This is a genomic window from Ruegeria sp. CE8 (assembly GCF_056537465.1).
In genome coordinates, this window is record NZ_JBQFRP010000009.1 from 209,265 (window position 1) to 221,366 (window position 12,102).

General features: G+C 49.7%; 7 protein-coding genes. 2 read left to right on the forward strand and 5 right to left on the reverse strand.

Annotated elements, in window-relative coordinates:
• Positions 1-394: 394 nt before the first annotated feature.
• The gene (locus ACR0AA_RS15765; RefSeq protein WP_480756401.1) at positions 395-1,315 is read left to right on the forward strand and encodes a hypothetical protein; all 921 of its coding nucleotides are present in this window, start codon (positions 395-397) and stop codon (positions 1,313-1,315) included.
• A 317-nt stretch (positions 1,316-1,632) separates the two neighbouring features.
• Here the strand turns inward: ACR0AA_RS15765 and ACR0AA_RS15770 are convergent, their stop codons facing one another.
• The 4 genes from ACR0AA_RS15770 to ACR0AA_RS15785 form a co-directional block, all read right to left on the reverse strand.
• Positions 1,633-3,501: a nuclease-related domain-containing DEAD/DEAH box helicase gene (locus ACR0AA_RS15770; protein WP_480756402.1), complete on the reverse strand. Its 1,869-nt coding sequence runs from the start codon at positions 3,499-3,501 to the stop codon at positions 1,633-1,635.
• A 208-nt stretch (positions 3,502-3,709) separates the two neighbouring features.
• The gene (locus ACR0AA_RS15775; RefSeq protein ID WP_480756403.1) at positions 3,710-7,108 is read right to left on the reverse strand and encodes an AAA domain-containing protein; all 3,399 of its coding nucleotides are present in this window, start codon (positions 7,106-7,108) and stop codon (positions 3,710-3,712) included.
• Between the two features lie 463 nt (positions 7,109-7,571).
• The gene (locus ACR0AA_RS15780) at positions 7,572-8,486 is read right to left on the reverse strand and encodes a hypothetical protein (protein ID WP_480756404.1); all 915 of its coding nucleotides are present in this window, start codon (positions 8,484-8,486) and stop codon (positions 7,572-7,574) included.
• Entirely contained in the window at positions 8,486-9,205 is a 720-nt protein-coding gene (locus tag ACR0AA_RS15785) for a hypothetical protein (RefSeq protein ID WP_480756405.1), read from the reverse strand. Before ACR0AA_RS15785 ends, ACR0AA_RS15780 begins: the two co-directional genes overlap by 1 nt.
• A 250-nt stretch (positions 9,206-9,455) precedes the next feature.
• Here ACR0AA_RS15785 and ACR0AA_RS15790 point away from each other — a divergent pair, with 250 nt between their 5' ends.
• Positions 9,456-10,271 (forward strand): hypothetical protein, encoded by an 816-nt coding sequence (locus ACR0AA_RS15790; RefSeq protein WP_480756406.1) that lies wholly within the window; start codon positions 9,456-9,458, stop codon positions 10,269-10,271.
• 2 nt (positions 10,272-10,273) lie between these two features.
• Here the strand turns inward: ACR0AA_RS15790 and ACR0AA_RS15795 are convergent, their stop codons facing one another.
• Positions 10,274-10,951 (reverse strand): hypothetical protein, encoded by a 678-nt coding sequence (locus ACR0AA_RS15795; RefSeq protein ID WP_480756407.1) that lies wholly within the window; start codon positions 10,949-10,951, stop codon positions 10,274-10,276.
• Between the last annotated feature and the right edge of the window lie 1,151 nt (positions 10,952-12,102).

Here is a 12,102-nt window from a genome sequence, read left to right on the forward strand (position 1 = left end):
TTTTGTGACTTGGGTGTCTTCAAGTGGGTATCTTGCACCGGAGCATTGGTGCTCGCTGCGCCAGCCGAACCCGGTGCAAATTTGCGCCTGGTTGATCCGGGACCTGTCGATAGTGTGGGGTTGCCTGGGTTGCATCGACTATCAGATTTGCTCTGATGGCTTGATTTGCATTTCTAACCGGTTTTCTGTGGCTGCAGAACCCAAGTTAGGTGGAGCTATTCGGACGCGCACGCAGAAAGCCTAAGTTGCTTACGAGGTTGACTACTAATGGGACAAACTCCGGGATAATGACAACGCCGATCTCGCCGAGTGGCTTGGTTTTAAAGAAACTAACCAATTCTGTTTCGTTACTTCTCACTTGGTCTTGGACCATGTTTTTTGTATCGCAGGGGTTATGAATTTTGATGTACAAAAAGCACTTAGCCTGCCCGACATTGATCGCATCGTTTCCAAACGTGACGAAGTGGTTCACCGTTTTGGACCTCTTTTCCGAGATCCTTCAAGCCTTTCGCAGCAGGATTACCTCGATTTCCTAAGCTTCCAACACAATCACCACTGGACGGGCTTGGAGCGCTTGGGCCGCCCTGCGGTGGACAATATGGATAATTTGCGGAACGCCATAGCCATTTTAGTCAACGAAACTGCGCCTTTGTCTGAGAGGTTCGATAACGCATTGGCCATGGTGCATGGTGTAGGTGCAGGCACTCTTACCCCGATGTTACTTTTAGCATTTCCTGATCGCTACGGAGTTTGGAACGGTACTAGTGAGCCAGAGATGCGTGAACGTGGGGTTTGGCCCGCATTTCCGCGCGGTGCCACCGACGGCAAGAAGTACGAAATTGTTAACACTGTACTGCTCGATCTAGCCGACGACCTGAATATTGATCTGTGGACGTTGGACGCTCTCTGGTGGCAGAGCAAGCTGGAGCGTCAGAACACCGGCCACATAAAAGATGCAAGGTTTAAAGCAGTTTGGTCTATGGCGAACCAAGCGGAACAAACGGCAAAGCAGTCATACGGGCAGACTGTTGAACGCAACGTAAAAAACAAAGACCTCAGATTTACGAAAGAGGCACTAATTGCACATCTGAATGAGTTGCTCGATGAGGCCGGTGATCGTTGTGCTGTTACGGGTCTCACTTTGCAATTTGATGGTTTAGATAACCAGTTGCGGCCGTCTCTGGATCGAATTGACAGTGGTGGCCACTACGAAGTGGGAAATTTACAGGTGGTGGCACGCTTTATCAACTTCTGGAAACGCGACACTGCAGACATCGAGTTCCGCCGACTTATTGCAATGGTTCGGGGCGAATAGGTAGTACCATCGCCCCTACGATGAAGTTGGAAGCCTGTCGCCGCAAAAAAGCGCGATCGATCAATTCAAGAGCCGCATAACCGATGGCATAAACGTGAGCCGTCATCGAGGCTTTCCAATTCCGTCGGAGGGGGTAGTGCTAGCGGGCTGACCTGCTCGAAACCCGTCGCTGGGGTGGGGTTGCCGGGGTTTGTATGGTTTGCCGGGTTTGCACTGGTGCCTTGCCCCGCACATCTACCCGCCTTTACGCCTGGCCACCTTTCCAGCTCAACACAAGGGCGCTTATCTGACCTTTGATATGAAGCGGACGCCAGCGGCTACATTGGTTGAACTCTGCTGTTCACTTTACGATTTATGAACTCCGGAAAGGTCTGGCCATATCTATCCAAAGTGGAAGCAGAGCAAACCACTGTAAGCCAACTTCCTTCTCTGCTTCGTTTAAGACGCGTCAATCCTGCATAAACCAATGCCAGGCTTTCCGCGTGTATCGCTTCAGTGACGTACACAACAAGTAGACGCGATTCCCAACCTTTGAAGCTATGTAGAGTTGTCGCTTTGATCCTGGCGTCACCCATGTAGAATCCCATTTTGCGGCGGCGGCTTTCCTGTGGATCCTTACTAAAGGTGCTCACTGCGTGAATGCGGTAGTCCGATAGACGATCTACAACACCGGAACCAGATTTCATATCGCCTACCAACACTGTGATATCTGCGTTGGCCAAGTCATTTTTTCCAGTTTCGCGCATAAGAGCGAGAATTTCATCGGAACACACCTCTTCCGCATTATGTGGATCACACTGCACCCAACGGAGATGGCTGCCACCAAAGTCAAATGCCCCCTGTTCCGGCTCAGGAAGGTCAATGGTGTCTTTGGGAAGAAATGCTTCAGCAAAGTTCCTCGCGAGGTCCATTGCGTCAGAGGGTAATCTGTAGCTCACGCTCAACTGAGACCAATCACCACGAAAGCCAGCCCCTTTCATGACGTCATCCGTCCACGACTGAGCGGTGCCGTAAACGTCTTGAGTTGCGTCCGCGACCAGTAGCATTTCCCCGTTCGGATTGCACGCTTTGCGCAATACGTTCCACCAAAGTGGGTGATAGTCTTGCCCTTCATCTACTAGTATGGCGTCATACGATTTCGCTCCCGGCTGGCTGAGTGCTTCTTCAGCCAGTTTCGGCAAAACGTTGTTCAATATGTCTTCTTGATGACCGCTTTTCCAGAGGTCGTTATACTTCTTTTCCCAGCCTGCGTCATGACAGGCATGTTTGCACCAAAGATGGAAGTGCGTGAATTGGATATTCTGGATGTTTGACGGTGTTTCCAGATCGCGGACGATGAGGTCCCGAAGGTAATGCCAAAGTGTGATGTTGAACGTCGCAACCAGGACTGACTTTCCTTCGTTAGCTAGCCTAGCTGCGCGTGCCGCCAATACTAAAGACTTTCCCGAACCTGCGGGCCCCTTTATGCGGCGTAAGCCTGTTTCAGTACGAGTTTCGGCAAGGGACCTCTGGTTCCGGTCTAGGGTCAATGGCGTTCTTTGCCTCGTTGAAAAATCTGGCTCAACCAGCCAACCACGCAAGTCTTTCGCATGGTCTTCTGACATTACTCTGGAGCTGGTTCGGAAAGACTCTGGGAAGACCGATGATATATCTCCAGATGACAGTTCTTCCATCCCGCTCACAGGTTGATACTTGGCGTAGGGGTCACCGGATGTTGATCTCAAAAACGGCTCGAAAAGACTTTTAACTTCGTTGGTACGAGCAAATGGAAAGATGACACCAGCGGTAATTGCAGCCCAACCGTTTCCCTTCTGTAGGCGAGGGCAATACAGATCAAAAATCTCTTTTTTATAAAGGTTTACTTTGCTGACTGGGTTGTCTTTTTGAACACAAAACGTTTTTCCATCCCGATTTGCCCAGAGCGAATGACCCCCGGCTTCTTTCTCGGTGAAGTATTGCGTTGAGGCAAGGTTCCAGTCCTTCACTTCGAACACGCCGATACCACCATTAGGGTGTAGAAGGACAAAATCTGGCCTCAACCCATTCAGGTGAGGTTGAATGTAAATTTCCCAACCGTCCGAGAGTTTCTTGTTAAAGAGCTGTAATACCCTTTCTTCTCCAACAGTTAGTGGTTGCCGAAGTTGCGCATGCTCTGACAACGGTGGATAAACTACTCTTTGCTTCATTGATAAATTGGACCTTGTCTTACTGGTCTTATGAAAATGGGTTTGTCTTTGTGTCCATTTTAGCATTTGCCCAAAGTTGTTCTTTTACCACCTTGACCTGGTAACTCTGGACGTAGCCCACCGATTGTGGCGTATAAGCAAACTCACTGAGTCACGTTCTCTCCTGTCCCAAATTTTTGAATACATTTTGATCTATCGGCTAAGTTGGTCATTTCTCTCGGACACCGAGGCTTTGAAAAATCGTGTTAATCTCCGACTCCAAATGCTGGCCTCTGTAGACAAATGAGGTTTCGTGTCGCGCGTACTTTCCGTGTCGATCGGCGCTAAGCCAGTTGTACGATCCAATTGCCAACAAGTTGTCGTCGACTGCTACGATCTTGCTATGCAGTCGAGGTACTTCGTGAAGTTGAACTCCGATATTGGCGAGGCTGTCTTTGGCCAATGACATCTGGGTTTGACCTTCATTTGTAGTTTTGGAGTTTAAAAGGGGATCTGAGAATACATCCACCTTGGCACCCCGACTAATCGCCTTCGCGAAAGCAGTTAGTAAGCCAACGTTCTCCATGGTACGTGCAATGATCCACGGACTGACGATTGAGTATTGGCGCCCATTCCCAGCGAGGGCATCAATCAAGAAAGCGTCGTGCTCAGCAGCATCGCGAAGCATCTGGAGCTCGCCACTATTATCCTGCAGATCGCTCCTGGGCTCCGTTTCAAACTCAAGTGCATTCTCCGTTGAGCTGAACAGGAAATCACCAAGCATCGAACGAGGTGATCCCGGAGAAGCAGTTGCCAGAACGTCCATGTCTCCGAAGACAAGACAACTGTCTTTAGCGCGGGACACAGTGACATTGAGCATGCTGGCCGAGGCGTCGATGAAATTGCCGTCTGCATGTTTCGAGTAGACAGGGGAGAAGATAACCACAGGTCGCTCTGCACCTTGTAGTGAGTGAACCGTACCGATTGTCATGCCATCGCGTAAATCGACGGATATGCCTCTGTTCGCACAGGCTGTCCGAATTTCACGCACTTGTCGGCCAAATGGCGTCACGACGCCCACAATTTGCTCAAGACGTGCCTGGTAGCGGCTTTCCAATTCCGATCTATTGGCAACCAGCCATGCAGCAATCGTCCGAGCCTCAAGCAAGTTTGCGCGACTACTTCCCAGCCGAATTGCTCGTCCATCTACGTGCAAATATCCTAAACCCGGCAATTTGGCGTCTGGGGGAACTGGCCCTCGAAGTGGACGCAGTTTGCCTTTATAGCAAAGTGCATTGCTGTAACCTATGATCTCGTCAAAGCAGCGCCGATGTTCAAAAAGGTACAGCCCTTTCTCAAGTTCGGAATATGGTGAAACCTTGCAAGCTTCCTGCGCAATCCTCATCGCGCTGCCGGACGTGGTGCAAAACCCTCTCGCCGACAACTCACTCCAATCTTCATCGTTTTGGAGCAACCCAACTTCTCGTAGGTTCCCGACATCTACCGGCTTCGGCACGGATGAGATGGGTTCAATCTGCTGGGTGTCGCCAATCACAAGAGCACATTTAGCCAGGGAAAAGCTCGCCCCGGAGACTTCCGGCAAGACTTGCCCAGCCTCATCTACAATCAACAAATCAATGAAGTTAAACAAATAGTCTTTCGCCCATTTACCTCCGGTTTTGCGACTGTAAGTTAGTTTTCCCGGCAAACTGGCAAATGTGGCAACAGCACAAGGTGTTAGCATCATGCGTCTATGCCAGCGAGGAACGAGCGTCGCCTTCCCTCTCTTGTTTGAGGAGCCTGCGATGCCCGCGAGGTCTTCTTCCATAGACAGCAACCAACGCCCTTCCCAATAGTGGGTCGCGAGCAGAAAGAGTCTAAAGCGAATGCTCAAATCTGCGGCACGTTCCAAGTCCAGGTCATCCTCGGCGTTGCCAACAGAGCATTTTGCGCGATGCCAGCGGTTCTGAGCATTCCCGAATGCGAAACGAAGACGACGAGCATTATCTAGGTCCTGCTCGGCCTGTTTTGCCAATTGTTCGACGGAACGAAGGTTTTCAGTGACATGAGCTTCAATGTCCGCAACACGATTGAACCCATTGGAGGCCGGCATGAACTCGCGGATCGCCTGTTGAGCCGATAACACCCGTTTTCTTTTGATGGCTGGCAGAAAACCTAAGATCGCCGTTACTGTAGACTCAGCTGTTAGATGCTTTTCCAAGGCATTTTTTGCGGCTTTGATCCGTTCCTCGTTGTGCTGCGCCTCTGCTACCGCCTCAGTTAGCCTCTTTTCTGCTTCTTCAGGGTTCTCACCGAGAACCGCTTCTACCGCTTGCTTTGCCTCTTTGAGGGTCTTGGCAGCCTCGTCCAGTTCTGAAAGCTTTTGAGCCTCTTTTGCCATTTCATTCTGAATGGTTTCGACAACCAGCTCTACGTTAACTTCTGACAGATCGGAAAATGCGAGTTTTGCTTTTTGAAGATACTCTTCCTTGGCTCGTGAGAAATACTCGACACTTTCGCAGGCTATTTGAAGATCTTCTGTTTGGTACTTCTTTGCTGCTTCCAACTTACGAGAGTGCGATGGAAGGAATATTCCGAAACTCCAGATATCTGGTAGCCATCGTCCGGCAAATGGACCTTCTCCCTTGGCGAAGTCTTTTCCAAAGGCATCAATGATGTTTGTCACCGCCTGATTGTTGGTGGACGCAGCAACGATGATCGGTGGTTCCTTACCTTTGAGGGCAGCTTTGATCCAGAGACTAGCCACCGCCGAAAGTAGCATTGTCGTCTTGCCCGTGCCTGGTGGTCCATTCACGGCGATAACTTCCGCAGGAGACATGGCGTCAAGGTAGGCCAAAACCTGACGCTGATGCTCAGAAAGAGGAAAATGTGGATTAGAGTGGCCTAAGCGGCGACTGAATTCACTCTCAACTTTAGGGTCCGGAAGAGATTTCGATTTGCTCGGCGCAGCGACCTGCCTCAATAGAGGCGCATCTGGCTTCTCACTAAGCAACTTGTCGTAAAGATCTACGATATTGCGGATTGTGGCACTGGCATCTTCTGCCAACTCGAGAAAACCGAAGCCCATAGACTGGTAGTCTTCGTCGCCATTCGGCCAGCCCTCCGCCACAGCGTCCACCATTTGACGACAGTGCCCGAGGTATTCTTGCCACGCGTTTTCGTCGATCATGTCAGGCAAGGGTGTCTCGGTCAGAAAATCATCGAGGTCGTCAACACTACCGATTGAAAATTCTCCGGATGGAAGTGGTGAAAGGACATCTCGCGCCAGCGCATTGCGCAATGGGGTGATCTGGCCATCACGGTCCACTGTTGCTTCCGTCACAACTGGTGCAACGATCTCCGGTAAGCCGTCGACACGCGCTGCGCCGTGCGAGGACTTTCGAGCCATAACGAGCGGCCAAAATCTCACGGCAACGTTCTTGGCCGATTTCCGGCCCCCAAAGACCCTGTCCAGGATCACATCCGGCAGTGTCCCCGAACGAACCGTCTCCCTGGACACCTCTATGAACCGTTTTCGATCCCGTTGGGTGAACTTACCGTCCCCTAAGGCACTGTCCGCTAACGAAACACGCCAATATTTGAGGATCTTCTCTGCTTCTTTGTCCATAATTCGCTTTTTCGCCGCGGAACTACGCGGTTGTTTGATTGGGAGCCGAGCCGGTGGCGCAAGTAGGCCAACAAGCCGAACAAATAAACTGAATTGAAATGCTAGCGCATTGTTTTGCAAAGATTATGGCGCGCGATTTTGAACTTAGCTAGAGAGAATGAACATCGGCTTCGTCCCATCGTCACGAATTTTGAATCATAGCAGCCTAATACGAGCGAAAAACAGTGGACCAGGTGGCTGCCGACACCTTGTCTCAAAAGTAGGCGACTATTGACCAATCTACTTATCAATGGCGCTGTATCGGCGGCTCCTGGGCATATCACTCAAGTTCTTTTTGTGGTCGGGTCGTCATTTCCTTGAGCTCGATGCTAAACCAAAGCTTAGATATAGCCGCAGAGCGCGATATCCAAAAAATCATAAGTACTTGATTTAAATTCATAAATTACTGTCGCCAATAATCGCTTTAGTCTCGTCGAGCAAATGAGTGCAATTCAAGGACGCTAATTGCGAGCGAAATAAATAGCCCGACGATCAGTACGTAAGGACTTGCCAAAGTACTATCAATCCAATCGGGCTTCATGACCGCAGGTTCATCCATTCCAAATGACGAAATCTCAAGGGCGTGATCTCCCGGCGATGACTGAAACACCAACCTTGCAGCCCCATCAATTTCTGTCGAACGTGACAAATGACCGTATCCAAGAGCAGAGGATTTGAAGTCTTCACCATTTACTACTCGGACTTGATCCCCTCTCGTCAACTCCGACGCCGCAACTTCATAGGTTTGTTTTCCGAGCAAAGAAGAAATTATGTGGTTCTCCCTAACTCTGTAGCTTCCGTCCAGCAAAATGTCTTTCGCGCCAGTGTTTATCGTTCTGCCGAACATTACAGAACCGGCAAAACTTAATGCTCCATGGGAAGAAAAAAAGTTTTTTGGCAAAACAATCAGTGTGTTCTTAGTGATTCCAGGAATCTCAATGGGGACGAAGAACTCTAGTCGCCCGGACTTCCCAATTCTTACGCGCGTTGATGCCCCATCTGGCCACTGAACTATTTTTTCCGGTTCTACACTAATATTATAGACGCGGGGATCGCAGACGTCGTTCGTTGAAGGTTCCGTCGATCTTTGTCGGCGTTTCTTCGGGGAGCAGATGGTCGCTTCGTTCAAGTACCAAGAGTTGTGGTTTCCGTTAAAGGTGATCGTTGCACCTGATACAACTGCGTCGACGATAAAGGTCTTTTCTGATCCCCAAAGACTGTTCCCGAAGAAGGCTATTCCTAGGGCAAAAATAGCTGCAAGCGGGACCAAAAATGGTCTCAACCAAGTGTAGACGCTCAAAACAACTCTTTGAGTGCCATTCAATCCGATAACACGCATTAAAATGAACCACCAAGCTCCAGTTCAATAAACTCAGATGGTGACATTTGTCCTGCGGATATACGAACCATCTCAATTTCGATGAGTTCGTCTTGGTCAAAATTTGATACGTCGAGTTCGCAAACTGTATCAAAAACTGTCCTAACACCAGCTTCCAGGATAGTGCAATCTACAGGATCAGAGTTTGGATCACTACCCACGTAAATGAACACTTCATCAGCGCCAAAACCATTTGCGTAGAGAGAGATTTTTGCAGAACTCGCGGCTTCTTTGCTTCTCCAGGCAATCGGCATTATCGCACCCTTCTCGGTTGTTTCGCAGTCGCCCATGTTCGTGGAAATAGCTAGCTCGTTCTGCTGAAGTTCTAACAAGCGATCAGCATACTTTGTTGGGTATGGGATTTCTGCGATTCCTCCGCCCCAGCTATCATCAATACGATATGTGTTTCTCGCCTCGTACAAGCCGTCTGCCGAAATCATCGAAATACAGATTTCGTTCCCCCCCCAATCTTTAGGAAGTGCTGCTGTCATCATCACATGATCTGAAAAAGTTCCGCTGTGCCTGATGGCCCCCAAAACTAATAGTCCAGAAATCGTAGCAGCGGGTTTCACCTCTTCATTGAGCGCATTTCCCGCGAGGGCAACTTGTTGCGCCTTGCAAAGTGGCGAAAATGCGAACAAAGCTATAGTGAATACAACTGGACTAAGTAACTGCTTCATGGCCTGCAACTCTCTGATTTTACGCTGCTCTCAACTTATAGCTTCATTGGCATTTGGTATTTGTCAAGCATCAGCAGAGCCCGTCGCAGTTAGGGGCGCAGAAAGAGGTCAGGGATATCTTTTTTCGCACGACTCTCACTGCTATCTCATCACAGCAAAACATGTCGCGAACGACCGCCCGAGAGCGCAAGTAATCGCTGAAGGGTCTCTTACAGGTTCTGCCTCGCTTCGCTTTCCGTTTTGGGACGGGATGGATGTTGCGGTCGGAATCGTGCGGCGAGGAGCGGCGGAACGCTGCTCTGGGTCAATCGAAGAGCTAAAGGGGGTTGATGGAGCTATTGGAAAAAGTGCCAAAGCTTCTCTTGTGTTGATCGACGACGAAGGTTTCGTTGACCGGTTGAATATGAACATTCTTGAAACACGATACCTCGACATGGACGCGGAATTCGTTGGTTCAGATGAAAACATGTCTGCGCGCCAAGGTATGAGCGGCGGTTTTTTGTTCCTAGACGGGAAACCAGTCGGTATGGCGATTGAAACGGTCGATGGCCGAACTATCCGCTTCATGCGTATTGAGGAAATTCATCAAAACGTGTCGCGCTGGATCGGAACCCAGAGTGAAATACAGGTTACGGCAGCGCCAGTCCAAAAAGGCCTTCCCAAAGACGGCTTGCCTCTGGTTTTGAGTTCAGTTAGCGCTCAAGCGGTTGGCCCCGAGTTTCTTCCCGAAAACCTACTCGTTGACGGTGCCTCCTATGTTTACGCTCCCACACGGAATGCAGAAATAATCCTGAATGTTTCGACTAATGAAAAGGCGACACTTTCGCGGGTCAGGCTGTTTTCAGAAGAAAAGCCCGGGTCAGCGATACCCCGTCGAATCGTCATCTTTGCCAGTCCCGACTCAGAGGGAAAACGCTGGAAAACATTCTGGTCAGGCGAGATGTCCAGAGATGGGATTTTGGACACGGGGCCTCGGGCCCAAAGTTGGGCCCGACGAATTAAGATCGTAGTCGCGAGCAGTTGGTCACATGGTCCGATTGCAATCAGCTCAGTTTCCGCAAACTAAAGTTACTCTATCAACTTGATCGTGGCCTTAAGTGGAGGAGATTTGAAGCAACTGCTTCTACAATATGATCCAACAAACCCGCCTTCCAGGACCCCGTTTTGATTGAGGGTCATTTGCACCCATTGCGAGGCAGTACGATTTTCCTCTGAACTCGCTAAAAACAAGCTAATGGAAGTTGAGTTTACTCTTAGGGCGCAAGTATCGCTGGAGATACCACTGACATTACATCCAAGCTCGTCACTATAATCTCCGACTTTAATTGATATGCTTCCCGTCTTATTCACCCCCCAAGAGCCGTTAAGTCTCCGGAGTATTCTGTCCATATTGTCAAAAGTACTTTCGTCTTCTGACAACTCCTCAGCGACAACTGTCAACCCTATGCTTGGCTTCCCAGCAAAGTAGGCTTTTAACGCAGTTTGCCGTACCGCAGAATCAGGACTGGTTAACCCATGATTTAGTGCCATCTGCACCAAGCTATCGTCACCCGATTCAAGCATAATCTGCAACGCAGCCATGGCTCTTTTGGGATCCGGGTCCATCAGAAAATCTTCGTAGCCACCTAAGGTCTGAGTGCGCTCATCGACTTTGGCAGCAAGCTCTTCCAGCGAAATCGATTGACCGGAAGCTGCGCTGGCTGTGAGAGCAACTGCCAGCAACACTGAAGTTAGTTTTCTGTTCATTTCGGCCTTCTAAATTTAACAACGGTAGTGATGAGCCGAACTAACTACGAGGCTTCTGCACTCTCCAGATGCGGTAGTTGATTCCTAGGCAAACATTCTAAGGATGTTGCGCGACCAACACATTGCTGTAGCCGTATTTAGGGAAAAAAGATTGAAGTAATTGTAGTTACTTAAATCTAGCTTTGGAAGCCGCCGATCTTCGCCCGCAATCAAGGCAAATACATTGTTGGAGCCAGTCTTCTTTGGTTGCGCCTTGTCAAATCAGATTTGCGGTCGCAACCGCATTGTGGCGGCGTAGAAAGGCAGAGCACCTATCCTAGGACTCTCTGTGAAATGGTGAAAACTCAGGGCACCGGTCACCAGAAGCATAGCTCACAACTCACACCTTAGCCGCAACATGGCTAACGCTCTCCAATTCCGTCGGAACGGGATAGGCCAGTGGGTGAACTTACTCGAGAGCCGTCGATGGGGTGGGGTCATTAGTAGGGCGTTGTTTGTGATTTAGTAGGGGATTAGTAGGGGATGTACGTCAAACGTTCGCGGGTACCATCCGACACAATCCAAGACCTGGACCGGAATTAATCAAATATTTGCAGTGTGTTATCAAAATCGAGGCGGTTTGAGCCGGTCCCGTCCAACCCAAGGACGCCAAAATTCGTAAGGACAAGGTCGGGGGTTCGAGTCCCTCTTGAGGCACCATATCTCTAAAAATTCAACATATTTATCAATAAATTGCGTTATTGATTCTAATTCAGCCGACCCCTTGGCCCGCCTTTTGGAAACACCATTCTCGACTTCGCTGCTTGCTATCCAAAAAATCAGCGCGAGTGCCAACTGTGGTATACGAATTTGGTTTTCTCGAAGCCTTGCGACAATTCCACTTCTGAATTGGCGGGCCTTAACTGATGGAAAATTAAGCTGATTCCTGGGGCCCTATACTTCAAGCCAAAGGGTTGCTTTTCTCGTACGTCCGAAACCCAAGCATTCCGAAATAAACATAGGTGGTGCTTTAGGGTCATGACCCATTGATTTCCGTTTTGCGGCGTGATTCACGGTTCAAAAACGAGCGGTGAACAAGTCTGATCTCTTCTGGCTTGCGGATGCGCAAATGGCGCGTCTGGAGCCCTTCTTCCCGAAGCCCCACGGCAAGC

Bases quoted from the DNA above. Each gene is read 5' to 3' on its own strand.
- ACR0AA_RS15765 (WP_480756401.1), top strand. From the start codon at position 395: ATGAATTTTGATGTACAAAAAGCACTTAGCCTGCCCGACATTGATCGC.
- ACR0AA_RS15770 (WP_480756402.1), bottom strand. From the start codon at position 3,501: ATGAAGCAAAGAGTAGTTTATCCACCGTTGTCAGAGCATGCGCAACTT.
- ACR0AA_RS15775 (WP_480756403.1), bottom strand. From the start codon at position 7,108: ATGGACAAAGAAGCAGAGAAGATCCTCAAATATTGGCGTGTTTCGTTA.
- ACR0AA_RS15780 (WP_480756404.1), bottom strand. From the start codon at position 8,486: ATGCGTGTTATCGGATTGAATGGCACTCAAAGAGTTGTTTTGAGCGTC.
- ACR0AA_RS15785 (WP_480756405.1), bottom strand. From the start codon at position 9,205: ATGAAGCAGTTACTTAGTCCAGTTGTATTCACTATAGCTTTGTTCGCA.
- ACR0AA_RS15790 (WP_480756406.1), top strand. From the start codon at position 9,456: ATGGATGTTGCGGTCGGAATCGTGCGGCGAGGAGCGGCGGAACGCTGC.
- ACR0AA_RS15795 (WP_480756407.1), bottom strand. From the start codon at position 10,951: ATGAACAGAAAACTAACTTCAGTGTTGCTGGCAGTTGCTCTCACAGCC.